Raw genomic sequence first — 26,234 nt, 5'->3', positions numbered from 1 at the left:
GCCAGTGCTATTCGAAAATAGCACTGACAGATTTTTTATTTATTTACAATTACTTTTAGCGTTTTCTTGATGTTTGGAGTTTCGATAACTACAACATACATATTACTTTCAGCATCAGGTAATTGAATTTCAGTTCTTACCGTAGATGATTTCAATGTTTTAATCAATTGACCAGAAACATTATACAAACTTATTTGCATGTTTTCTAATTCTTCCGCAGGGTAATCTGCTTCAACTGTAATCACTTGTCCTGATTGAATTGGGTTAGGATAAAGTCTGGCCGCTAACGATTTTTGAGTCGTTATTTTGGTACTACATGTCTGAAGTGTTTTTCCGTCTTTGGTTGTCATTTTTACACTAAAATCTGCAGATTTATCTAAAGAATTCGTCAAATCATCTCCCGCTGAATAGTATTGACCCGTTCCTACCAATTGACCATTTTTAAACCATTGGTATGAAACAAACTCATAACCTCCGTTAGTCTGAGGATTATTATTGACAAGCAATACATTGTTGAATTTTTGATGAACAATGTCATAGAAACCAAATGGTTTTTCTATAGTTAAAGCATAATTGGCAGTTACAGTTCCGTCTTGTGATGTCACAGTAACATTTTGTGTATAAATTCCCGGTTTAGGAGGCGTAATCGTAAAATTGGCAGAAGGCGAGAATGTTGCTCCCGTTTCATTTGTAAAGGCAACATTTACATTGTTTTCTCCGCATTGCATCAAGTATTTAATTTCTTTTGCCGGATTTAGATATACTTGACTACCAAGTGTAATTTTTGATATCGTTACGTCATTATTTTTAATTACCAGAACCTGCGAAACATCTGCTGCTGGTAAGTAATTTTCATTACCATCCTGATGTGCTACAATTAATACTTCGCCAGATCGTAGAACATTTACTAAACCAAGCGCTGAAACATTAGCTGGCGGCAGGGCAGAAGTGTAAGTGAACGAGTAACGAATAGGTAAACCTGAATTAGAAAACCCATTTAAACTAAAGTCATTACCTACTCCAAAAATCTTTGGCAAAATCGCTCCAAATGTAATTTGCTGTGCTGCTTTGTTGATAGTAAGCTGTGCAGTAAGTGTTACTGGAGAACAATTTGGTGAACTTACATCTGGTGTTACTGTTGCTGTAACAGTATAAACTCCTGCATTAGTCGCTCCGTTTGCTGTTCCTGTTGATGGAGTAGTAGCATATACTACGCTTGCTCCGGCAGGAAGATTAGCAACTTGTATGGTGCGTACACTTCCGTTATAAGTAAATGCAGCATTAGCAAAAGTTACCTGATCTAATGGAGAAGCAGTTACAGTAAGGTTTTGCTGTTGTGTAGCAATATTTCCGCTAGCATCAGTATAAGTCCATTTAATTACATAATTACCTACAGCAGTATAAGTTAAAGGATCTGTTGTTGTTGCAGATATAATTCCGGAACAATTATCAGTTGCTGTTGGTATTGCAATTTGCGCTGGTAAAATCGAACAATAGTTCGTAATAGCAGGAAGATTTGCTACATTAGGCACTGGCGCAGTTACATCTTGAATTGTAGTTATAGTTACATTTTGTGTTAAAGTACAGCTGTTTGCATCAGTAATAAGTACAGAGTAATTTCCTGCGCTTAATCCGGTTGCTGTGGCAGCAGTTCCGCCAGAAGGTGACCATACATACGTATAAACACCAGTTCCGCCTGTTACAGTTACAGTTGCCGAAGCATCACTTTGTCCGCTGCAAGAAACATTCACTTGTGATGTTGTTGCAGCAAGTACAGTAGGTTCTGTTATTGTAACCGTTGCTGTTGTTTGACAGGTGTTAGCATCAGTGATAGTTACCGTATAAGTTCCGGCAGTAAGTCCTGATGCAGTTGCAGAAGTTCCTCCAGTTGGAGACCATACATAACTGTAAGCACCAGTTCCGCCCGTTACTGAAACAGTTGCAGATCCGTTTGTTCCACCGTTACAAGAAACGTTAGTTTGAGATGGTGTTGCTATTAAAGCAGCTGGTTGTGTTAATGTAAAACTTTGTGTTGTCTGACATAAGTTAGCATCAGTGATAGTTACCGTATAAGTTCCTGCAGTAAGTCCTGATGCAGTTGCAGCAGTTCCTCCAGATGGTGACCATGCATATGTATAAGCTCCGGTTCCTCCAGTTACAACTACTGAAGCTGATCCGTTAGAACCTTCATTACATGAAATATTTGTTTGTGAAGGAGCAACCACGATTGGAGTAGGTTCTGTAATTGTAAAGTTTTTTACAATAGAACATCCGTTTGAAGAAGTTATGGTTACCGAATAATTACCCGCTGTAAGTCCTGTTGCTGTTGAAGCAGTTCCTCCAGTTGGAGCCCAAACATATGTATATGGACCCGGAGCTCCTGAAGGTACTACTGTTGCAGTTCCTGTGTTTGATCCATTACATAAAACATTGGTTTGAGATATTGTAGCAACTAATGTATTTATAGTAGTAATTGTAAAGTTTTTTGTAATTGTACATCCATTAGCATCTGTGATCAGAGCGCTGTAATTTCCAGCTGATAAACCTGTTACTGTTTGAGTTGTTACTCCATTAGACCATAAATAATTGTAAGGAGTTGTTCCTCCTGATGGAGTAACAGAAGCTTGCCCACCCACAACACAAGTTGCATTGATTTGTGATGTTGTAGCTGTTAAAACAGAAGGCTGATTGATTGTAAAAGTTTTAGTTAAGGTACATCCGTTATTATCTGTAATTAAACAGCTATAATTTCCAGCAGTAAGGCCAGTTGCAGTAGCAGCTGTTCCTCCAGAAGGAGACCATAAGTAGGTATAGTTTAATGTTCCTCCAGAAGCAGTTACTGTTGCTGTACCAGTTGCTCCTCCATTACAAAGAACATTAGTTTGTGATGTCGTTGCTGCTAAAACTGCAGGTTCTGTTATGGTAACATTTGCTGTGTATGTACAAGTGTTAGCATCCTGAATAGTTACAGTATAAGTTCCCGCCGCTAATCCTGAAGCAGTTTTAGCAGTTCCTCCTGTTGGCGACCATTGGTAGCTATATGGAGCTGTAGCTCCTGTTGCATTTACAGTAGCGCTACCGTTAGTTCCTCCATTACATGAAACATTTGTTTGTGTTACTGTTGCAGAAAATGCAGCAGGTGTGCTAATGGTAATATTTTTAACCAATGTACATCCGTTTGCATCTGTAATGGTACAAGTATAATCTCCTGCTGGTCTTCCGGTAATAGATGATGTAGTTCCTCCTAAAGGAGCCCATAAATAAGTATAAGTAGGAGTTCCTCCTGATACCGTAACACTTGCAGTTCCATTTGATCCGCCAAAACAACTAACACCAGTTGATGCTGTAGTTGCTGAAAGGGCAGCTGCTGGTTGTGTAATAGTAAAAGTTTGTGTTGTTTGACATAAGTTAGCATCCATAACTGTAACAGTATAATTTCCGGCTGTTAATCCTGAAGCTGTCGCACCAGTACCTCCAGATGGAGACCATGAATAAGTATAAGTTCCTGTTCCGCCTGTTGCACTTACTGTTGCAGATCCTGTAGCTTCGTTGCGACATCCTATATTAGTTTGCGCAACTGGTGTAGCAACCAATGCATTTGGCTGGGTAATAGTAAAACTTTGTGTTGTTTGACATAAGTTGGCATCTTTTATTGTTACTATGTAAGTTCCTGCTGTTAATCCTGTTGCTGTTGCAGCAGTTCCTCCAGTTGGAGCCCATAAATAAGTATAAGTTCCTGTTCCGCCTGTTACGTTTACTGTTGCCTCTCCTGTTGCAGCGCCATTACATACTAGATTAGTTTGCGATGTTGTTACAGAAAGTGGAGTAGGTTCGGTAATAGTAAAACTTTGGGTAGTTTGACATGAGTTTGCATCAGTAACAGTTACTGTATAAGTACCTTGTGTAAGTCCTGATGCTGTTGCTCCCGTACCTCCTGATGGAGACCATGAATAAGTGTAGCTCCCAGTTCCTCCAGTAACTGCAACAGTTGCAGTTCCGTTTGAACCTCCGTTACAGCTTACATTATTTACTGTACCCTGTGATGCCGCCAATACTGGTGGCTCCGTTACCATAATATCGCTTACAATTTTTGTACAGCCTTTAAAATCTGTAATAGTTACATTGTAAATTCCGGCAGAAAGTCCTGTAATAGCAGAAGTTGTAGCTCCGTTCGACCATAAATAAGTATATCCGGGAGTACCTCCGGTTGCAGTAATAGAAGCAGCACCATTTGATCCTCCGTTACAAGCAACATTAGTTACAGCCGGAGTTCCGTTTAATACTGGAGGCTGAGTTACTGCAATATTGCTTACCGTTCCTGTACATCCGTTATTATCGGTGATGGTTACTGAATAAGTACCAGCAACTAAACCTGTTCTGTCTTCAGTTGTAATACCCCCGCCCCAATTGAAAGTATAGGGAGCTGTACCGCCTGATGGCGTAAGGTTGATAGTTCCATTTGTACCTGCAAAACAAGATACGTTGGTTACTACTGTAGTTCCGCCAACTGCAGCAGTAGGTTGCACCACAGCAATATTACTTACCGTTCCTGTACATCCGTTAACATCGGTAATGGTAACTGAATAAGTACCAGCTGCTAAACCTGTTCTGTCTTCAGTTGTAATACCGCCACCCCAATTAAAGGTGTATGGACCAGTACCGCCTGATGGAGTAAGGTTGATAGCTCCGTTTGAGCCTGCAAAACAAGATATGTTGGATACTACTGTAGTTCCACTAACTACAGCAGGAGGTTGCGTTATTGTAATATTATTTAGCGTTATAGTACATGAATTTGCATCTGTAACCGTCACGCTGTAAGTACCTGCTGGACGACCTGTTATAGCAGCTGTTGAAGCACCTGTATTCCATAAGTACCTATAACCTCCGGCTCCTCCTGTTGCAGTTACAGAAGCGACACCATTACTGCCTCCATTACATGATACGTTTGTAACAGCAGATGTAGCATTTAATACACTTGGTTGTGTTACTTGAATATTATTTACCGTTTTGGTACAAGAATTTGCGTCTGTAACAGTTACACTATATGTTCCAGCCATAAGACCTGTAATAGCAGATGTTGTAGCACCAGTATTCCATAGATAAGTATAACCTCCTGCACCTCCAGTTGCAGATACAGCAGCAACACCATTAGCACCTCCATTACACGCTACGTTTGTAAAAGCAGGTGAAGCGTTTAATACAGGTGGCTGAGTTATAGTAGCAGATCTAGTTATTTGTGTTCCTTCACCATCGGTAACCGTTACATTATAAACTCCAACACCAAGAACAGATGCTGTTGCATTTGTTCCTCCAGATGGCGACCATGAATAAGTATAAGGAATTGATCCTCCGCTTACAACAATTGTAGCAGTACCATTGTTTCCTCCGTTACAGCTGACATTTGTTTTAGCAATAGTTGCCGGAGCAGTTAATGCAGCTCCTGTTGTAAAATTAAATTCACCTCCGTAATTAGTTCCGCCGCTATTGGTAGCATACGCTCTATAATAAATAGTTGTTGCAGCAGGAAGTCCCGTTACAACATTACCAAATGTCCCGGTTCCGGTCCCTATTTGAACTTTATTATTTGCAATAGTTGGGTTTACCGTTGTAGCCCACACAATTCCTCTTTCTATGGTTGTATCACCACCATCAGCAGTAACCTCACCACCAAGTGTTGCAGAAACAGATTTGATGCTTGCTGCCACAGCAGATGTTACAGTTGGTGCAACTGCAAGTGTAATACTTGGTGCAGGATAATTTGTTGGGATTATTCCTAAATCAACATTTCCGGTACTATGTGACCAGTATGTGGCTGACGGATTATTAATTTTTGCTAATAATTCTGCAACCGTACCTGTTAAAGTCCCAATATATTTACTGTTATTAACTTCAGCGGGACCTCCTGCCGGAAACAACGAAATACAAGTTTCACCGTTGGTTAAACCGGGAGGTAATGAACTTTCAGATCCTCCAAATGAACTTACTTGTGCTGCATTACTCCATGTTGTTAGAGCGTCATAATCTGAAGCGTTATAATCTGCATGGATACCTCCAATAAATGTAGGTGATACCGGTCTTGGACCCGTTGCAGACTGATACGCCAATATTTGGTCGCCGGCATTAGGAAGATTAAAACCTGTACCTGACGCAAGTGTTACTCCAGTTGTACCTGTAACTGTAAAAGTATCAGCCGAACTTTCGACTATTGATACAATTTTACCAGCAGGTGTAAATGCTGGAACAGTCCACAATAAATTTGTTTCGATGTTTGTTGGAGTCCATGAACCGTTTCCCCAGCCATCTTCTGTAAAATATACAAGCGTTCCGGCATTGATATCTTTAAGAGTGATAAAAGAGAAACCATCGGTTGGAGTTCCCGATTGATAACCAATAAAGGCTATATCACCTGGCGCCAAGACAGTTGCCTGGGCTCGAAGATTTTGTTGTACAAAGAATGTACACAAAAAGATGATAAATAAGAGTAATTTTCTTTTCATAATATACAGTTTAGTTTAATGACATAAATAGGCATTTTGCCAGCCGCCCATTTGTTCCGGTTTAGTAGATAAAGTGAAAGCCTTAATAAAATGCCCGTCATTAACGAATGTTTCAATTTTATTAAAACTTATATTGTTAGAAGAATCAAGATTTAATTTATACACATGATGATTAAATAATGTTCTGTTTGTATCCTTATCAAATTCAATATTTCCTCTAGGTCCGGCAATATTAAGTTTGCTTATTTCTTCAATTAAAGAATTTATACTAAGATCGTTCTCTACATTGAGGAGAAGGTTTTTTAATATTAACCCATTTTCATAACCTAATGTCGAAAATATTGAAGGATTATCTGAGTATTTATTCTTATACTCATCAGTAAAGCTGATATCATCACTATCATTTTGCATCCAAGTACTTACGACGTAAAGTTCGTGAGGCTCATTTTTATATTCCTCTAAAATTTTATCATTGATAAAAAACGGAGTAACATAAAACGGATACTTTTTAGTAACTTTATTTTGATTTACAAAATCGGCATTTTCCTCTGCATATAAGCCACTATAGAAAGCAAAAACAGCATCAGGTTCATAAGAATTTATGATGTTATCCATATGTGCCGATTCATTTTCTCTGGGAACAAAAGGTGTAATATAGTGACCTGCGAAAATTGGTTTATCTTTAAAAGCATATTCAATTGCTGATAACATGCCGTAACCTGAATCATAAAACGAAGTTGAGGTTACCACTTTTTGAAAGTTTTTGGCAGTTAGATAAGTACCTAAATGATAACACGATTCCGTTAGCCCATAGGAGTTAATATAAACACCTTTGTAAGTAGGTGTTTCATAAGGTAATGTTGCTCCGGTATCAGCGGCAAGCAATAGGATATCGTTTTTTGAAGCATAGTTATAAACCTCAGATATATTATAATGCCCAAAAAAGCCAATGATAATTGATACATCTTCTTGAAAATTTAACTTTTGTATTTTCTCGATTATCAGTTTCTCATCTGCACCAATACCGATATTTTCGATGTAAAATTTCACATTAGGATTAGTAAGTTTTAATCCTCTCATAAAATCTCTGTCGAGCGTTGGATATTGTTGTGATTTTGGAAGTAGAATTCCTATTTTAGTAAAGTTATCCATAAATTTTGATTAAAAAAACAGAGGCATTATCGCCTCTGTTTTATTTTTAATGCTATTAGTTTCTAGATGGAAAAATCCCTTCTAAAGCTATACAGTAATTTATACCTAGATATGGGTTTCTTAAACCAAATGGTTGGCTACCTCCTGCAACACCTGTAGCACCGCTAATTGCTGCAGTTACACCACCAACTGCATTACTTGTCCCTCCAGTTTCACTATAGATATTTGGAGTAGTTCCTCCAGCAGCAAAATAATTATTACCACCATCAGGATCATTGCTTATTGGTTTTAAACTTATTGCATTGACAGCCACAGTAATAGGAGATGTAGCCGCAGCAAGAGGGTGACCGTGTATAGGCATATTGTTTGCTGTAAGTGTAATGCTTTCAACCCCAGCTACTTCTCCCTGAACAATAGTAGTTAAACCAGGTCCTTGTCCCATTCCTACAAGAGATCTTCCTCTTAAATCAGGCAGAGCAAATGTTGTTTGACCATTTCCTCCGTAAGTTGTTCCCAGTAAAGAGAATAAAGCAGTGTTTTGAGCTATTCCTAAAGTTTGTCCCCAGCAAAATGCCCATCCTCTAGGGTTAAAGTTAAATCCAAAAGCTAGAATTGTTCCTAAAAATACGTCCATAATTGTTTTTGTTTAATTGGTTAATGTTAGTGATAGATTATTAATGGTTAATATGATTTAATTACAGTTTAGTTTTTAATTCTTCAATAGCGAAGTTAATTCATGTAATCTTCTTACAAGCAGGTATTTACACCTGTTTTTTGAATAATTAAAACATTTACAATTAAAAAGAAAAAGTACTTTGTTGATGGCTCTATAAATACTGTATAATAAACACTCTTTCTTCAATTTGATTTTAAAATTAGATATCTGTTACCTCTAACAAGAAAAAGATGTTACAGAACGGCTTTTTCATGTCATGAGATCTATTTTTAATGTCACAGAAATTTTGATGAATGGCTTCTAATTATGCGAATTCATTTTTCAGTGAAAAAAGTAACTTTTTATTGAAAAATGTAATGATGACACATCGTTTTAGGCTTGTAGAAAAGTTTTTTCGTATGTTTGAACGAATAAATTTACAAAAATAAATAACGCAACTGTCAGTAAGACAGGTTTTTTGTATAAATTCTTATATAATAAATAAAAATAGGGAAGGAAAGAAGCTTACATTCGTTTAATGACTATCTCATATGTAAGTTGATCGTATCATTTACGAATTGACAGAAAATGAATTTATTTTATGTTTATGATACTTTGAACGAAGTATTTTTTAGTTTTTAAATTTTGGTATGTTTATATTCTAAAATTAAAAAGATTTATTTTTGCAGCTCAACCAGAATTCTACCAAACTCAAATTCCAATATTTTATGAAGGCAGTTATTTTCGACATGGATGGTGTAATTATCGATTCTGAACCGTTTTGGCAAAGAGCCGAATTCGAGGTTTTTTCATCCCTTGGCGTAGCCTTAAATACAGAATTTACTAATTTAACCAAAACAATGACCACCGTAGAAGTAACAAAGTTTTGGTACGATAAATTTCCCTGGGAAAGCAAAACGCTCGAAGAGGTTGAAGAGATGGTGATTTTAAGAGTAATGGAGCTGATAGAGCAGGTTGGTGGCGAAATAAACGGCATTGAATCGTTTATAAAAAAACTTAAATCAAATGGTTTTAAAATTGGTCTGGCAACAAATTCTCCTTATAAAATAATACCTGTAGTTTTAGAAAAAGCGGGTATTGCTGACTATTTCGATATCATTTTCTCGGCAGAATTTGTACCATTAGGAAAACCTGATCCCGCTATATATTTAATGACATCGAAAGAATTGGGGATCGATCCTGAAAATTGCATTGTTATAGAAGATTCATATTCGGGAATGATGGCGGCGAAAAAGGCCGGTATGAAAGTCGTAGCCTTTACAAACGGAAATCAGGATGTTAACCTAAGTTTAGCCGACTATAAAATGGAGAGTTTTCTGGAACATGAGCTTACTATATTCTCTTGATTTTTATCTTTTTAATAGATACGTAAGTTTGTAAATTGATTTATCGAATATAGGTTTGTAAAACGGTAAGTCTTTCTTTTACCGTTAGATCACCTTCCAGAAATAAAGTCGCGCATTTTATTTCCTCCATCCATTGCTTTTGCTGCTTAAAACTTCTGCTGGTGGTATTTTCTTCCAAATCATATTCGGCAGCCCAGGCTAGGAATGCTTTGTATTTTGCATTTAATTTTTCGTCGAATAAAATTTTATTTCCATATCTCGAGATTTCTCGTTCAGCCAATCTTTGCAATCTTATTTCCTGCGGAATATATAGTAACACAACAAGATCAAATAGATTTTTATAATCTGTTTTCCAACGAAATATAGAACCGGTAACTACTACATTCTCCTGAGAATAAAAATCGCTTTCGAATAAGGAATTGCGTTCCTCATAATTTTTTGCTTCCTGAAAAGGAGGATCTGTTTTTTCCCAAAAGTACTCATCAGAATCCAGGTGCAAAAAGCAATCGTTATTTTTGACGAAACAATCCCCAAGTGTTGTTGCGCCGGCTCCCGATGCCCCCATAATCATTATTCTCATGCTGTTTTTAATTAATGCTTCAATTCAATTTATCCTTTAGAATATAAAAATAGTTATAATCCTTAAAGATGAATTCAATTTGTTTTAAATAAAAACAGAAATAAATTTTTGAAATATTTTGCCACTAAGATCGTTTTAATAACCAATGAACTCAGTGTAATATAACATTACATCATGAATTTGTATATTTGTTTACTTTCTTAACCTACTAAAGTCTATAATGCCTGAATTTTCACCACTGGATCCAAAAACAGTTTTCCTGCTTTATTTTTGGGGAAACTTGTTTATTTGCATTCTCATTTTTAGTTATTCGTTTTCATATGCTTCGATTGAAAACAAAAGAAAATTAAACATTTTTGGCTACGGAAAAATAACCCTGACGATTGGTTGGGTTCTTATTTTTTTAAGAAACATAATCCCGGATTTTATTTCTATTAATATTGCTAATTCTATCATTTTGTGCGGATGCTGCTATGAAACAATAGCGATGATATCGATGCTCAAAGTGAAATCAAGAAGGTGTAATCGCTTGCAAATAGGCATAACCATTGCCGCAATAGCAGTTTTTAACATTGCAACATTATTAGAGAGTAAGGTGAATACCCGAATTGTAATTATGTCACTGGGAATTTTTGCCATTTTTTTGCCACCAACAATTAATTATTTCAGAGAAAAAGGAAATAATCTTTTCCGGATGTTTTATTTATTGGGCTACGCTGTTTTTGAAATTTTAATCTTCATACGTGCAGTTTATAATTATATCAATCCGCAGGAATATTTTTTTTCGTACCGTGTTTTCGACAGTTTGTACAGTATTAGTTTGTTTTTGCTCACTCTTATTGGCACAGTAGGATTTTTGTTGCTGGTAAAAGAAAAACAAGACCTTAAAATCAAAAAGCTTTTAAACGATAAAAATTTATTCTTTTCGATTATAGCGCACGATCTAAAAGGCCCTTTGGGATCATCGGTTGCATTATCAGAAATATTGGCCGAGGAAATTGATGCTTACAGTCGGGAAGAGATCAGGGAAATTACAGGAATGCTCCACGAATCAAACAAAAACATTTATAAGCTGCTGGAGAATCTTTTAGACTGGTCGCGGGTACAAACCGGAATGATTGAATACAGTCCTAAAAAAGTAGTATTGAATACCCTGATCGAAGAGAACATAGCGCTTAACAGAAATACAGCATTAAATAAAAACATAGATCTTAAGTTTGAATCGACCGAAATTATCGAAGTAGAACTCGATAAATACATGATTGATACCGTTTTGAGGAATTTGCTGACCAATGCCATTAAATTTACGGATCAGCAAGGAGAAATTAGTATCAGCATAAAAAAGAGAAACCAAAAAGCCGAAGTATCAATCACGGACAACGGTATTGGAATTCCTGATAATATAAAAGAAAAACTTTTTAAAATTAATGCCAAAGTAATCCAGAAAGGAACAGAAAACGAAAGCGGTAACGGATTGGGCTTATTACTTTGCAGTGAATTTATAAAAAAACACCAAGGCGAAATTTGGGCCGAAAGTGAATTTGGAAAAGGAAGTACTTTTAAGTTTATTTTACCGCTGGAGGGATAAAATTTCAAATTCCAAATTCCAAAACCCAAAATCCAAAACCCAAAATCCAAAAAATCCAAAATCCAAATTCCAACAAATTTATAGACCAACAATTGGAATTTGGAATTTTTAATTAAGTTTTAAATAAAAAAAAGTCCCCCAGTTTCATAAGGGTGTGAAACTGGGGGACGAATAAAAAAAATAAAACACAATCTTTAGAACGAATATCTCAATCCAAGCTGTCCTTGGAATCTTGAAGCCAATTGATCTATAGTATAAGGTGTAGCCGTAGGTTTTTGGAAAGTATATGTTGGATCGCCAGTAGCAACTCCGCCTAAGTTTCCTGATTTTGTTAACCCAAGGTTAGCTGTCGAATTGTAAGTGTTTGGAACAAAATAGCTTCTTCCCCAATCTTTATTGATAAGGTTTCCAACATTGGCCATGCTAAATGAAATTTGGAATGTACCAACTTTTTGAACTTTGATTTCATCTGTTAATTTCAAATCTGCCTGAATGTTCCAGGGAGTTGTATCACCATTTCTTTGAGTGAATGTTCCTCTTCTGCTTTTCAAATAATCATTTCCGTTGATGAAAGCTTCGTAATCTGCAACTTGTTGAGCCGCTGTAGCTGATGGAACGCCTGCTGCACTTACTCCGATATATTTAGCTGCTTCTGCTGCATCTTTAAAGATATAAGCCAATCCTGCTGCCTGTCCTGTTCCGGCAATGGTTGAGTTTACAAATCCCCATGAAAACGGATTTCCTGATTGTGCATTAAAATACACATTGGCAGAGAAAGTATTGTTGTCAGCCAGTTTTACTGCATATCCAACATTAGAAACAATTCTGTGTTTGATATTAAAGTTCGAAGTGGCCAATTGAGGATCATTAGGTGTCAATGACTGGTTCATCTGGAAGTTACTCTCCATAGAATTACGAATTCCGTTTGTAACGTCACGAGAATCTCCGTACGTGTACGCTACCATAAAATTCAAACCAAAATCGTATGATTTCGAAACCATCTCAGTAATGCTGTACCTATATCCTTTATTTGTGTTTGATAATAAGTAAGCATTAGAAAAAGCAGGATTTATGTTTGCTGCATAAATTGGCATTTGGTGATTGGTATCGTAAGAGAAATAAGTTGGGTTATCGGTCTTATTTACCTGTTGAAACTCAAGATCACGAATTACTTTAGTATAAATACCTTCGGTTGTAAATTTATAGCCACCGATAATTTTATCAATTGCCAAAGAGTTTCTTAAAACAGATGGCATTTTAAATTTATTATCTACTAAATCGGCCTGAACTTTTGGCGTTGCATCATGATAACCGTTTAATCCGCCTGTTGCCAAAGGATCACCCGCTGCTGTAACCTGAGCAGGAGTAAGGTTATTTTTATCATAACTTCCGTAACCTACACCATCATTATAATACGCATATCCTAACCATGCAAACGGAATTCTGCCTGTAAATACTCCAGAACCACCTCTTAAAACAAGGGTTTTATCTTCGTCTACATTATAGGTAAATCCAACTCTTGGCGAAACTAATGCTGTAGTAAAAAAGTTATTATTAATTTGATTTAAAGGAGTATAACTGTATGTATTACCATAATTAGGATCAGCAGGAGAATTTTGTACCTGAGGGCTTAATTTTGGTTTATTTGGCAAATCAGTATAATCAACTCTCACACCGGGAGTAACTTTAAGTTTGTTTCCAATTCTAATTTCATCCTGTACATAAACGCTATAAAGATTTACTTTGAATTTAGCATACGGATTATTAAAGATTTCATCTCTTGTAGAACCGTCAAAAGGATACGTGCCACGAACACGAGTAGGAAGTTTATTCATGAAATCTGCAAGAGATTTATACGAAACTCTTCCGTTTAGGGCATTTACAAATCCGTAATTAATGTCGTAGAATTCGTTGTGCGTACCAAACAATAAAGTATGATTTCCTGTTTTGTAAGTAAGGTTGTCCGTGATTTCGGCTGTATTTTGTTTCATATTAAAAACAGTTGCTTCACGATCATTTCCTAAGAAAATTGTTCCTCCGTTGTAACCAATTTCAGCCTGAGGAAACATGGCATTTGATGATTTTGGATCACGATAATCTTTAATAGCCGAATAACTTGCAAGGAATGAGTTCGACCATTGGCTGTTAAAGTGGCTTTTTAATTCTAAAACCGTACTAATAGATTGGTTTTTTTGTGTGAAATCCATGCTTGAAAACCTGAAGTTTGCTGCATCACGCTCTAAGTTCGAAGCCTGAGAAATAACCGTATTATTTCTTAGCGAAAGAGAATGTTTGTCATTAATTTTCCAATCTAATTTATTGAAGAATTTTTGGCTTTTTGCAAAGTTGTTGTAAGCACCATAACTTCCCGGATCAAACCCGTAATTTGTTTTTACGAAGTTCGAAATTTGTTCTGCTGTAGCATTATCAACCAGTGAAGTCAATTTTCCGTTAGAATCTGTTTGTCCTGCATTGTAGAACAAAGGATCTGTTCTTTCAGCATATTCCATGTTGGTAAAAAAGAACAATTTGTCTTTGATGATAGGTAAACCTAATCTGAAACCAACTTGATAATCACCAAAAGAATTTGGCATTTTCGATCCGTCACCAGCATTATTAGGACCAGTAATAGCAGCATTTCTTCCATAACTATAAATAGATCCTGTTACTTCATTTGTACCACTGCGGGTAACAGCATTAACGCTTCCTCCTAAAAAGTTACCTAATTTAATGTCATAAGGAGCAATATAAACCTGAATATCCTGTATCGCATCCAAACTTATAGAGTTAGAACGAGTGCTGCTACCAGGCATTCCTGAAGTTCCGGACTGACCACCTAAAGACGGACTAAAACCAATTGCGTCATTATTGATAGAACCATCAATTGTTACGTTGTTGTATCTAAAGTTCGTTCCTGCAAAAGAGTTGTTTGAACTTTGAGGCACTAGTTTGGTAACATCCTGAATTCCTCTGTTGATTAACGGTAAGCCATTAATTTTTTTCTCATTAATACTTGTTCCGTTATTTTTAGACGAAGGTTTAGAACCTGTAATCACCACTTCTTCTAATACATTATTATCTGATTTACCCACCACAATTACTGGTAAATCATTATCGCCTAATGCTAAATGTATTTGTGCATTAGAATAATCTTTGGTTTCTGAACTTTTAATTTCAAGTTCATAAGGTCCACCGGCATTTAAATTTTCGAAACTAAATCTACCTTGTTTATCTGTTACAGCTCTGTAAACTGCATTAGTAGGTAAATGTGTCAATGTAACCTCGGCGCCAGTAAGCGGACTTGTACCATCGCTAACCTTTGCAGATAAAGATGAGGTTGTAATTTGAGCAAAAATGTTCCCCATAACAAGAAGCATGAATGCTGAAAAAAAGAGTTTTAGTTTTGTCATGTTGTTTTTAGTTTTTATTTGACAAAGAAACTGCCTTTGTTTCGATCAGATTTAACGCTTTTGTTAACTTAAAATCATAAAACAATTCATTGTTAACTTAGGATTATGAAGATGTTATTTTTGTAAAATCCATTGAACTCTTTAAAATCAGGTACTTGCGTAAAAAGCTAAAAATAAGTAGATTAAAGCTAGATTTAAAGTAGATTAGAAAAAGATTAGAGTGTTATGTAAATGTTACCGATTGTAAAAAGTGACATCATCGAATAGTAACATTGTGACTTAAAATAGAGAATTGTTTATGGTTTGTGTTAAGTTTTTTTCACGCAGATTTTGCAGATTAAGCAGATTTTTTTTAATTAATTTAATCTGTGGTTATATGTTTTCTATGTGTTGAATTTTTTCACGCAGATTTAAAAAGATTTAAGCAGATTTTTTTTAAATCAATTTAATCCTTTGATCTGTGTCTATTATATCAAATTAAATCTGCTCAATCTGCGTGAGTTGTCTGCGTGTTTTTGTCATCCCAAGGCACGAGGGATCTTCGTAAGTAGCTCTACAAAGATTGACGATTTTGATTGCGGAGTTTCTTGAGGAGATCCCTCGTGCCTCGGGATGACAAGATTGTGGTTAACTTTGAGTTAAGAATTTTTTACGCAGATTTGCACAGATTTAAGCTGATTTTTTAATCAATTTAATCTGCTCGATCTGCAAAATCTGCGTGAAACAAAAACATTTAAGGAAACACCAAAGAAAACGAAGTACCTTTTCCCAACTCAGAATCTACTATTAAATGAATATTATGAAGTTTAAGAATCTGCATGGTGATAAAAAGACCCAAACCTTGTCCCTGAATATGACGCGTATTATCACTTCTAAAAAAAAGATCGAAGATAGATTCTTTATCACTGTCTGAAATTCCGGGACCCTGATCTGTAATTTTAATGACAAGTTTGTTTTCGTTCGAAAGAGCAAAAATTGCAACCGGAACAGGAGAGGAGAATTTTATAGCATTATCTAATATATTATATAATGCTATAAAAAGCATGTGTTTATTGGCATAAATAGAAAGTAAATCTTCCTGATCTGCAATGGCATTCAAATTGAAAGAAACCTTAGATTCCGGATATTCGATGGCTTTTTTCTCGAGAACATTCCATAAAATCTCATCGATTCTGATGGTTTCCATTTGTTGAGGTTCTGAAAGCTCCAATCCGGATAAAACCAAAAGACCTTCGAGAGTTGCTTTAAGATGTAAGGTATCTTTACGAAGCGATTTTAGAATTTCTTCATATTGCGCGTTTGTTCTGGGTTGTTGCAAAGACACATCAATATCGCCAATGATAATCGTAAGTGGCGTTTTCAATTCGTGCGAAGCATTTTTCAGAAAATTATTCTGAATCATGATGCCACTTTCTAATCTTTCCAGAAGATAATTAAAGGTGGTAACCAATTCTTTAATTTCATCCTTTCCACTCGTTTGCGGTACTTCTAATCTCGAATGAAGATTCTCGGTTGTTATAGTATTTACTTTTGCAATAACTTCTGTAAACGGACGGAAAGTTTGTTTGGCCAGAAATGTTCCTAAAAGATAATTTAAAGGAATTCCGGCGAGATAAAATAAAACAAACATAAGACCAAGCATTTCGAGTTGTCGATTTCCTGCATGATCAATTCCCGAAACTACAATTATAAAATTTCCCTGATTATCTTTATAAAAAATCGAAACAAATTGTCGATCACCACGTGTAAAAGTTTGTAGTTTTTCTTTTTCAATATTTTTTAGGTCTTTATTACTTAATGTAAAATCGATATTATCGTTTATAAAAAGTTTATTGGTTCTGGCATCATAAACCCGAATCGATTCGTTGTTGATACGTTTGTACTGAAGTTCAATTTGTTTGTAACGTTCGCTGTTAAATTCTTTTATTTCATCTTTTTCAAAATAAAAAAGCGCCGTTGTCATCGCGTGATCTTCCAGATTATCAAAATAAAGGTCCTTCATGTGACTTCTAAACAAAAGGAAAGATCCGGCCATAAGAAGTCCCACTATAAAAGCAAAAAGTAAAGTAGAATTTACGGCTAATTTATTCTTTAGATTCATAACTCTTTTGTTTGAGCATATATCCTGTTCCTTTTACAGTATGAATGAGCGGAGTAGGGAAGTTCTTGTCGATTTTATTTCTTAAATAATTAATATAAACGTCTACGGTGTTTGATGTCGTATCAAAATCGATGTTCCAAACGGCTTGTGCAATTTCAATTCGGGATAAGGCTTTCTCGCGGTTTTTCATAAAAAAGATCAAAAGCTTTAATTCTCTTGATGAAAGATTGAGTTCTTTGCCGTCTCTTGTGGCACTTTGTTCTTTCATATTAATTTCGACCCCGGCATACGACTGAAAATCCAGAATTCCGGTACTGAATTCGGCACGACGCAACTGTGCGTTTATTCGAGCCAGTAATTCTTCAAACAAAAAAGGTTTAGCCAGATAATCATCGGCTCCGGCTTGTAATCCTTTTACTTTTTCGTGTGGTGTATCCAGCGCGCTCAAAATAAGAATAGGAACAATTATTTTCCGGCTTCTTAAAACTTCGCAAACTTCAAATCCTGTAATATCCGGAAGCATGATGTCGAGAATAATAATATTATACTCGTTTTCCATGACTTCTTTTATAGCTTCAAAACCTTTTGTAATCGTTTTGACTTCATACAAATGTTCCTCAAGTCCTCTCGTAATAAACGAAGCAACTCTTGGATCATCTTCAACTAATAATACTTTGTTCATAACCGGATAAGAATCAAATTTGTTGTGATAAAAGTAAATAAAAGTATTACTGTGAGCAAAGAATCGTAAAAGAATATAGTAAGCTATAAATTGAATTTTTGTAATGGAGAAATTGGTATCTTTAAAATTCCGTAAAGGTTATCCGGAACTTAATTTTTTTAAACAAAAAAATAATATATGAAGCTATTCTACACTAAAGCAATACTTTTTTTAGCAATTTTAACCTTTTTTTCCTGCGAAAACAAAAAACAAAAACCGGAATCAAAACCGTACAAGGCAGGTGTAATTTTATCTTTTGATGATGCCTATGTAGATGAATGGTACGAGGCCGATCAGGCTTTGAAAAAATACGGATGGAAAGCTACTTTTAATGTTTGCAGAATAGATTCTATTGGAGCTCCGCAGATAAAAAAACTTCTTCAACTGCAAAAAGAAGGTCACGAAATTGCAGCTCATGGCTATCATCATTATAATGCCGTAAAATTTGTAAACCAACACGGAATCGATGCTTATATGCAACAGGAAATAGATCCTATGATTGTCTCTATGAAAAGGTTAGGTTTTAATGTTACGACATTCGCGTATCCGTACGGAGAAAGATCTGATGCACTTGATAAAGCTTTATCTAACGATTATAAAATCATAAGAGGAAGAGCCTTTGGAGGTGAAGCTCCGGAGAAACAGGACAGTTTTTTTAGCAACTCAAAAATCGTTTTTGCTTTTGATATTGATAACAGTCACATTCATTTTAGTATTCCGTATGTTTTAGAATTGTTGGATTATGCCAAAAAGCACAACAAAATTTTGCTGTTATGTGGACATAAACCCGTAAAAAATGTAACCGAAAACTATCAGACAAAAATCGAAACCTTAGAATTCATTTGTAAGTATATGAAGCTTAACGACCTTAAGTTTTATAAAACATCTGATCTGGATGATTTACTTCCTGAAGAATAAATTTTAATAATGGTTTTTTGTCGAGTTTCTCGCGAAGATTTACTTCGTCTGTGAGTCTCCTGCGTTGTAATGACAATATTGTGTTTAAACTTTGCGTCTTAGCGTCTTAGCGCCTTTGCGAGATTAATTTTATTTTTCATATAAGATGAAACAATTTTTAAATTCGTGAATTCGTGGATTTTTTTTGCGACGAAATAGCTACGATTTTCAAAGATTATAAAATCATTTTAATCCTATAATCTGTAGCTAAAATTTCGTTTTGTAAATCTTTGATCTTATGATCTACAATTTTTTTCGTGTTTTTCGAAAATCTTAAAATTCGCTTTCTGACCACTATCATTCTTACAGTTTTGTCTGTAAATGTTAATAATCCTGTTATTTTTTGTATGATTTTGGGACAAACTGCTCGATTTTTCGTACCTTAAAAATTCTAACAAATAAAAGACAATGATGACAAAATTACGAATTTCATTAATCAACATTCACGGCCTACTAAAAGGTTCAGGTTTGGAGATTGGTAGAGATGCTGATAATGGCGGACAAACAAAATATGTATACGAACTTGCTGAGTTCTTATCGCAACACGAAGATGTAGAACATGTTCATCTTTTTACAAGGTTAATTGATGATAAAAATCTTTCTCCGGAATATGCAGTACCTATCGAAATCATTAATGATAAATTAGACATAAGGCGTATTCCTTTTCTGGGAAAAAAGTACAAAGCAAAAGAACAATTATGGGAAGGTTTAGACACTTTTGTAAACGGAATTGTTCAGCATATCAAACTTCACGATATATTCCCAAACTGGATTCATTCACATTATGGCGACGCAGGATATGTAGCCAGTGAATTATCTACAATTTTAAATATTCCTTTCGCACATACCGGGCATTCGCTGGGTTTTCATAAAAAAAATAAACTGCTCGAAAGTGGTTTGAGCGAAGAAGAAATCGAAAAGAAATTCAAGTTCAAACAAAGAATCGCTGCCGAAGAAAAAACATTAGAATTATCTGAATTTATTGTTACTTCGACAGAACAGGAAATTGAAACCTATAAACCCTACAAAAATTTTGAATTAGGTAAATACCACGCCATTTCTCCGGGAATTGATACTAGAAAATTTGTTCCTTATTATCACAGAGAACAGGATGCTGATAAGCAAATGGAGGAGGAGCAGAGAAAATATTGGGTAGCAGAAACCATTTCTAAATTTTTAATAAATCCGCACAAACCTTTTATTCTGGCACTTTCGAGACCTGACCGCCATAAAAACCTTCATACCTTGATTGAAGTTTATGGTAAAGACAAAGAACTGCAAAGCATTGCCAATTTGGTAATTTTTGCGGGAATCAGAAAAGATATTTCGAAAATGCCGGAATCTGAAAAAGATGTGCTGACAGATTTATTACTATTAATGGACAAATATGATTTGTACGGAAAAATGGCCATTCCAAAGAAACATGACGTCGAAAATGAGGTTTCGATTATCTATCGTTATGCAGCCGAAAAAAGAGGTGTTTTTGTGAATTTAGCTTTACATGAAAACTTCGGTTTAACCGTAATCGAATCGGCAAGTTCAGGTTTACCTGTTGTGGTAACCAAGAACGGCGGACCATCAGAAATTATTCCGACTTGCCAAAACGGAGAATTAGTAGATCCGTTGGACGAAAACGAAATCAAAAAAGCATTGCGAAATATCTTAACCAATGAAAATCAATGGAAATATTATTCGAATAACGGAGCAATAAATATTCAGAAACATTACAGTTGGTTAAGTCACGTAAACCAATATGTAGATTTGGTCAATGAAAATTTATCATTATCATCTGGTTCAGGAATCAAAAAGCAGCATTATCCTAATATTAATATCGAACGATTAAAACGTAAGGTTGAGCATTTATTTGTTTCGGATATCGACGGTACATTAATAGAACCAAAATTAAACAACCCCGGCTTAAAAGAACTTAAAGAACATTTGATTAATCGTACCGATAAAATGGCATTCGCACTGGCATCCGGACGAAATTTAGCTTTGGTAAAACAAGTTATCGACGAAGAACAGTTTCCTTTACCTGATTTTATTATCTGCTCTGTAGGAACCGAAATTTATTATACAAATGGTAAAGATTACATTTTAGACAAAGGCTGGGCTAAATTTTTGGCCGGTCGATGGAAAAGAGAAGATATTGTCAGCCGTTTGAAAGAAGTTCCATGGTTGCGATTGCAGGAAGAAGAAGCTCAAAATCCTTATAAAATATCCTATTATTATGATAAAGAAAAATACGATCACGAGCAACTAATCACCGTTTTAGGCGCTGGCTGGTACAAAGTAAATATCATCCCAAGTCATGGTGAATTTCTTGATTTTATCCCTAAAAGAGCCTCAAAAGGAAATGCGATTAAATTTTTATGCCGCAAATGGTCTATTCCTTTATCGAATGTTATTGCGGCAGGAGATTCAGGAAACGATATCGATATGTTCAGAGGTGCTGTAAAAGGAATCATCGTAGGAAATCGTAGTGTTGAATTGGCTGATTATGAAACTACAAAAAGTATTTATGTGGCCAAAGATTCAGCTTCTTCCGGTATTTTAGAAGGATTAAAACATTATAAAATTATAAAATAAATAGCAGATGTTGGTTATTCTTTGAGATGTCCGGATGATCGTTTGTTTTCAGAAAGTCCCGAAGGAACGATTCATATTGTAGCAAGGGATTTTAATCCCTTGAAATGTAGAATTTCGACAAAGATTGGTGATTTTGTTTGCGGTCCTTCGACTTCGCTCAGGATGACAAAAATGACAAAAATGACACAATATGTTAAATAATAAAATAGGTTAGTATGTATTCAGGTTCAGGATTTAGTAATTGGGAAATAGGAGACGTTGATGTGTTTATAGATGAAAGCGGAGTGCATCATTTATTTCATCTTATTATTCCCAATCACGATTATATTGCGCATGCAGTATCAAAAGATGGTCTTTCTTGGAAAAGAGTAAAAAATGCTTTGTTTGTAGGCGATCCAGGCGAATGGGATGATGATATGTTATGGACAATGCATGTGAGTAAAAACTCTGACGGAGAAGGTTATGAAATGTATTATACCGGTTTAAAGCGCAAGGACAAAGGAGTTACACAAAAAGTAGGAAGGGCAGTTTCGCCGGATTTAATTCACTGGATAAAAGACAATCAGTATGGTTTACCGCTAAAAAGTGATGCTCCGTATTACGAAAGCAGAGATAATAATCCGCGTGAATGGCTGAGTTTTCGGGATCCTTATAAATACCAGTTTGAAGGCGAAGATTATTTACTGATTTGTGCCCGAAGCGCAGTAGGACCAACCTATAGAAGAGGTTGTATTGGTGTAGCAAAACGAGAAGAAAAAGGTTTTGTACTGCAAAAACCATTGCACGTAGCTTACGTTTATGATGATATCGAATGTCCTTGCGTGGTAGAAATAAAAGGAATGCATTATTTGCTGGGTTCCATTCGCGAAGACATCAAAGTGCGTTATTGGTTTTCTCCGGATTTTAAAGGAGAATACCATGCTTTTCATAATAATGTTTTAATGCCACAAGGTAATTATGCAGCAAGAATTGTAAAAGAAGGCGAGTATTATTTGATTTATAATTTTTACTTCGTTGGAGGAAATGTCAATACACTTCGTGTAATTCCGCCACCAAAACAACTGGATGTTGATAGTAACGGACGATTATTATTAAAAACCTATCACCATTGGAGAACACTTTACCAAAGAACCATTCACCAAAAAAACTTACCCATTCCGGTGCCTATTTTAGGAAATCCGTCGGCAAATTTTGAGGTAGAAAATGAAAATAAATGGAGAATTGGCTGTCGAAGCGGCTACGAAGTTTTTTGTTTTGATAAACCTTCAGAAAATTTTGTCTGGGAAGGAACATTAGCCGTCGAAGGAATGGGAAAAACCGGTTTTGTGATCGAATGTGACGAACAGGGAACGGCCTATTACATCTCAATTGATTTTGTAAATGGTTTTGTGCAGTTTAGAGCGTGGGGATTTAATGAAAAAGATGTAAAAAATAATTTTGTTTTCGAAAATCTTCAAACCAATCAATTTGAAATTGTAGACAATAAAGAAATCTATTTTAAGATTATTCGTTACGGAAATTATTATGAACTTTCGATCAACGAAATTGTCAAACTTACTTTACTGGATTACAAATACAGCGAAGGTAAAATTGGTGTTTACGTATGTTCGGCAATTGTTTCTTTAAGCGATTCAAAAATTCATGTCATTCCCGAACCGGAGAACGAATATGCAACCGCAGATCCTAATAAAGCAATTGATGAGTATAATAAAATAGCTCAATAATCAATATACTTTGACAGATTGTGATGGAGTTACTTAGAATTAGTATCTATAATACTTTTTACGCTTTGAATAAAAGTTTCGGTATTGTAGATTTCGCCTTTTATGTAAATGTCATACTCTGTCAATTTAAACTGTTCCAGCATATCTTTTTTAAGATATTTTATCATAGACTCAAGACTTCGGGTATCGTTTTCATTTTGTCTTTTTAATTCACGTTGTTTGCTTTCCAGGTAAGCTAAAGTTCTTTTTAATCTTAGTACATTAATATTGTCCAAACTTAATATTCTTAAAATTTAATAAAAATAACGATAATCAGGAATAAGATAAAATTCAATATTTTTCCAAAAACGTACCAGTGAATTGAATTTATCTTATTACAAGACTATCGTTTCAGGTAATTACGTAAAAATTGAATTTTTAGTTTTGAAATATAAGGCAAAAAATTAAAAAAAATAGACGGAATTATATGTTTTTTTTAGATAACCGTTTGAAAGACTATTGCTTACAGGTGAAAATTGTAAGAAGATTTCACTTCTTTTTTATTTTAAAACTTTTCAAAAAGTAAATAAATTGAATTGATTTTTCAATTTAAAAAAAAAATAAACAAAAAAGCTGCGTTTTTCCTGAAAAGAAAGACACAGCTTTTTTTTATATCATGAAGACTTTATTTTACAACAGTCGCTTCCAGTTCAACTTTTAAAGTTTCAAAAAGACTTTTTACTTCCAGTAAAGTTGTAGCTTGTTTCATACCATGTTTCGCCACCCAATCCTGAATAAGATTAAAATGTGGCCATAGTTCATCAGTCGCGGTAGTATAGATATTCAACCTAACAATTCCGCTGCATTCATATCCGGCTTCGTTAATAACTTGTTCCAGATTTTTTAATGCCAGTTTTATTTGCGATTCCATGTTTTCGTTGCTGGAAATCCCGTCTGCACTTATTGCCGTTTGTCCTGAAACATACAATGTTCCTTGCGGATTTTTTACTTCAACAGCTTGTACATAACTGCGTTGATTTTGCCATTCCCAAGGATTAAATTCTCTTTTTTCCATTTGTTTTCCTTTTTTCGTTTGTGCCAATACAGGCATCGTAGTTAATAATAGTAATGCTAAAAGGTTTGCCGTTTTTTTCACGATTACAGTTTAAAATTGTAATACAAAATTGAGCATAACGGCTGGAAAGTACTCGTGACATTTTTCACGATTTTGATGTGAGAATTGTCACATCAGGAAGATAATCGACTTAGCGTTTCGCGCGAAACGCCTAAATACGAAGCAATAAGACTTTTGGGAACACGCTGCAGGAGTGAAGGATATTGTTTTAATAATTGGTCGTAACGTTCTTTAGAGTTAGAAGTCTGCCAGGAAATAATGCGGCGTTGAGATCCCAGAAAACCAAAAGTGGCTTTCTCCAAAAAAAAGCGCTCCATTTTTTGCAAACCGTTGCATAGGTTTTTATAATCTTCAAACGAGCAGCAAAGTACTTCAGTATCTTCAAGGCATTCTAATGACATTGTAGCTTCAGTTTGGGTAAAAAAGGCATAGTAATCACTTTCCCACCAATCTTCCATAGCAAAAGAAACAACATGCTGCTTTGCTTTCTCATCAGTATAAACCAATTTTAAAAGTCCCGAAATGATAAAATAAGAATGCTTGACAGAATCACCTTCCTGAATAAGAAACTGATGTTTCTTAAATTTTTTGACAGTAAAATGAGAAGACACAAAAGCAAACTCTTCATCTGTAAGAGGAATTATTTTCTCGATATGTTCTCTAAGTTGATTGTGCATAGTAGCATCCAAAGTTATTGAAATTTTAATAAAAGAGAAGCTTTTATTAGCGATATCAATTTTGCGAGTAGCATAAAAGATAAGAAAATTAAATTTAAGAAGTAGATAACGATTTAATAAAATTAATAACAATTTCTTAAACTTTTGTTTATTAGTGTGTTGATAAATAATGTTTTATAAAGCAATTTTAGGAACATTAGTAACGAATTAATATTTATATTTGAGAATGAATCTGAGTCAAATAATTTAAAATATTTACAAATGGATAAAGCTATAAAACTAAAAGTTCGTAAGGAGTTGGATAGTCAACAACAGTTGAATATTATTAAATTAAAGGGTAGTTTAATCTCTAAAGGCTATACCGAAATTATTCACATCCTGGATCAGGATGATGAGTTTCATATCAATTCTTTCGCAACTCCTTCTGAAACTACAAATGAAGTCCAGGAATTTATCAAAGCATTTATCTACAAAGAAAATTTGGCAGATACCATAACAATTTTCAGATAATAAAATATTTATCGCTTATAAAAAAAAATACATTTTATTAGATCCTTAATTTCTAATCCTATTAACGATAGCCCAAGGTTTCAAACTTGGGTTACGTGTTTTAGAACCCAATTCTCCAAGTCCCAACGATCGAAATCGTTGCCAATCTTACAGCTGTATTTTAACTCAAAATTAATTTGGCAAAAACGTGTTTTTAAGTCACTTCTATTATTAATAGCATTTTTGTTAATTGATTGTTAAAAATGTAATTTCGTTGCATTATACTTCTTTTTATAAAGATAATCATATCTTTACGTCAGATTTTGGTCTGTTTTCTTTAGAAAAATAAAAGAAAATAGTTAAAAGGGAATCAGGTGCAAATCCTGAGCAGACCCGCTACTGTAAGTTCTAGATAAGTCTTTAAACGTTACTAATGCCATTGTTCGCCGCGGCGAATGAGAAGGTTGTTTAAAGATGGAACAAGTCAGGAGACCTGCCATAATCACATAGTTTAAGGCTTTCGTGGAATAAAGTCGAACAACAAGAATTGACCTGCTATTGCATAGCGGGATTCTCTCTTTTTGCTTTTTGATTACTACATCCGCGAAGTTTA

The 26,234-nt window shown here is 35.0% G+C and carries 16 protein-coding genes and 1 riboswitch; of the genes, 6 read left to right on the top strand and 10 right to left on the bottom strand.

The window, feature by feature from the left end; genetic code table 11:
- Window positions 1–35: 35 nt before the first annotated feature.
- Genes ACIDC4_RS00910 through ACIDC4_RS00900 form a run of 3 tightly spaced genes read right to left on the bottom strand, consistent with a single transcriptional unit; the run spans window position 36 to window position 8,283 of the window.
- Window positions 36–6,497, bottom strand: a complete 6,462-nt coding sequence (locus tag ACIDC4_RS00910; protein WP_412043235.1) for a T9SS type A sorting domain-containing protein — start codon at window positions 6,495–6,497, stop codon at window positions 36–38.
- 15 nt (window positions 6,498–6,512) lie between these two features.
- Window positions 6,513–7,649: an ABC transporter substrate-binding protein gene (locus ACIDC4_RS00905; protein ID WP_412043234.1), complete on the bottom strand. Its 1,137-nt coding sequence runs from the start codon at window positions 7,647–7,649 to the stop codon at window positions 6,513–6,515.
- Between the two features lie 55 nt (window positions 7,650–7,704).
- The gene (locus ACIDC4_RS00900) at window positions 7,705–8,283 is read right to left on the bottom strand and encodes a phage tail protein (RefSeq protein WP_230037777.1); all 579 of its coding nucleotides are present in this window, start codon (window positions 8,281–8,283) and stop codon (window positions 7,705–7,707) included.
- Window positions 8,284–9,032: 749 nt separating this feature from the next.
- Between ACIDC4_RS00900 and hxpB the strand changes: the two genes are divergently transcribed.
- Complete coding sequence (gene hxpB / locus ACIDC4_RS00895; RefSeq protein ID WP_412043233.1) at window positions 9,033–9,671, top strand: hexitol phosphatase HxpB; 639 nt, start codon at window positions 9,033–9,035, stop codon at window positions 9,669–9,671.
- Between the two features lie 40 nt (window positions 9,672–9,711).
- On the opposite strand, the gene ACIDC4_RS00890 is transcribed toward hxpB, so the two are convergent.
- Window positions 9,712–10,251, bottom strand: a complete 540-nt coding sequence (locus ACIDC4_RS00890) for an AAA family ATPase (protein ID WP_412043232.1) — start codon at window positions 10,249–10,251, stop codon at window positions 9,712–9,714.
- A gap of 220 nt (window positions 10,252–10,471) precedes the next feature.
- On the opposite strand from ACIDC4_RS00890, the gene ACIDC4_RS00885 reads away from it, so the two are divergent.
- Window positions 10,472–11,839, top strand: a complete 1,368-nt coding sequence (locus tag ACIDC4_RS00885; RefSeq protein WP_412043231.1) for a sensor histidine kinase — start codon at window positions 10,472–10,474, stop codon at window positions 11,837–11,839.
- Window positions 11,840–12,033: 194 nt separating this feature from the next.
- On the opposite strand, the gene ACIDC4_RS00880 is transcribed toward ACIDC4_RS00885, so the two are convergent.
- The 3 genes from ACIDC4_RS00880 to ACIDC4_RS00870 all read right to left on the bottom strand — a co-directional run bounded on the left by ACIDC4_RS00880 (window position 12,034) and on the right by ACIDC4_RS00870 (window position 18,032).
- Entirely contained in the window at window positions 12,034–15,249 is a 3,216-nt protein-coding gene (locus tag ACIDC4_RS00880; protein ID WP_412043230.1) for a TonB-dependent receptor, read from the bottom strand.
- A 733-nt stretch (window positions 15,250–15,982) separates the two neighbouring features.
- Window positions 15,983–17,350, bottom strand: coding sequence for a HAMP domain-containing sensor histidine kinase (locus ACIDC4_RS00875; protein WP_412043229.1), 1,368 nt, complete (start codon window positions 17,348–17,350; stop codon window positions 15,983–15,985).
- On the bottom strand, window positions 17,334–18,032 hold the full coding sequence (locus tag ACIDC4_RS00870) for a response regulator transcription factor (RefSeq protein ID WP_412043228.1): 699 nt from the start codon (window positions 18,030–18,032) through the stop codon (window positions 17,334–17,336). Before ACIDC4_RS00870 ends, ACIDC4_RS00875 begins: the two co-directional genes overlap by 17 nt.
- Window positions 18,033–18,209: 177 nt before the next feature.
- Between ACIDC4_RS00870 and ACIDC4_RS00865 the strand changes: the two genes are divergently transcribed.
- The 3 genes from ACIDC4_RS00865 to ACIDC4_RS00855 all read left to right on the top strand — a co-directional run bounded on the left by ACIDC4_RS00865 (window position 18,210) and on the right by ACIDC4_RS00855 (window position 23,341).
- A complete protein-coding gene (locus ACIDC4_RS00865) occupies window positions 18,210–18,989 on the top strand; it encodes a polysaccharide deacetylase family protein (protein WP_412043227.1) in 780 nt (259 codons plus the stop codon).
- Window positions 18,990–19,436: 447 nt separating this feature from the next.
- Window positions 19,437–21,617: an HAD-IIB family hydrolase gene (locus tag ACIDC4_RS00860; RefSeq protein WP_412043226.1), complete on the top strand. Its 2,181-nt coding sequence runs from the start codon at window positions 19,437–19,439 to the stop codon at window positions 21,615–21,617.
- Window positions 21,618–21,832: 215 nt separating this feature from the next.
- Entirely contained in the window at window positions 21,833–23,341 is a 1,509-nt protein-coding gene (locus ACIDC4_RS00855) for a glycoside hydrolase family protein (protein ID WP_412043225.1), read from the top strand.
- A gap of 29 nt (window positions 23,342–23,370) precedes the next feature.
- Here the strand turns inward: ACIDC4_RS00855 and ACIDC4_RS00850 are convergent, their stop codons facing one another.
- The 3 genes from ACIDC4_RS00850 to ACIDC4_RS00840 all read right to left on the bottom strand — a co-directional run bounded on the left by ACIDC4_RS00850 (window position 23,371) and on the right by ACIDC4_RS00840 (window position 25,132).
- A complete protein-coding gene (locus ACIDC4_RS00850; protein WP_412043224.1) occupies window positions 23,371–23,616 on the bottom strand; it encodes a hypothetical protein in 246 nt (81 codons plus the stop codon).
- A 389-nt stretch (window positions 23,617–24,005) separates the two neighbouring features.
- Window positions 24,006–24,395 (bottom strand): RidA family protein, encoded by a 390-nt coding sequence (locus tag ACIDC4_RS00845; protein WP_412043375.1) that lies wholly within the window; start codon window positions 24,393–24,395, stop codon window positions 24,006–24,008.
- Between the two features lie 173 nt (window positions 24,396–24,568).
- Window positions 24,569–25,132 (bottom strand): Crp/Fnr family transcriptional regulator, encoded by a 564-nt coding sequence (locus ACIDC4_RS00840; protein ID WP_412043374.1) that lies wholly within the window; start codon window positions 25,130–25,132, stop codon window positions 24,569–24,571.
- Window positions 25,133–25,393: 261 nt separating this feature from the next.
- On the opposite strand from ACIDC4_RS00840, the gene ACIDC4_RS00835 reads away from it, so the two are divergent.
- A complete protein-coding gene (locus ACIDC4_RS00835; RefSeq protein ID WP_065449787.1) occupies window positions 25,394–25,642 on the top strand; it encodes a hypothetical protein in 249 nt (82 codons plus the stop codon).
- A gap of 286 nt (window positions 25,643–25,928) precedes the next feature.
- A riboswitch (cobalamin riboswitch) is annotated at window positions 25,929–26,136 on the top strand.
- Window positions 26,137–26,234: the final 98 nt, after the last annotated feature.

The sequence above is a fragment of the Flavobacterium sp. C3NV genome, assembly GCF_046825355.2.
Classification (GTDB): Bacteria; Bacteroidota; Bacteroidia; order Flavobacteriales; family Flavobacteriaceae; genus Flavobacterium.
The sequence above is the reverse complement of the archived record's forward strand: the minus strand, read 5'-3'. Positions and strand labels throughout refer to the sequence as shown.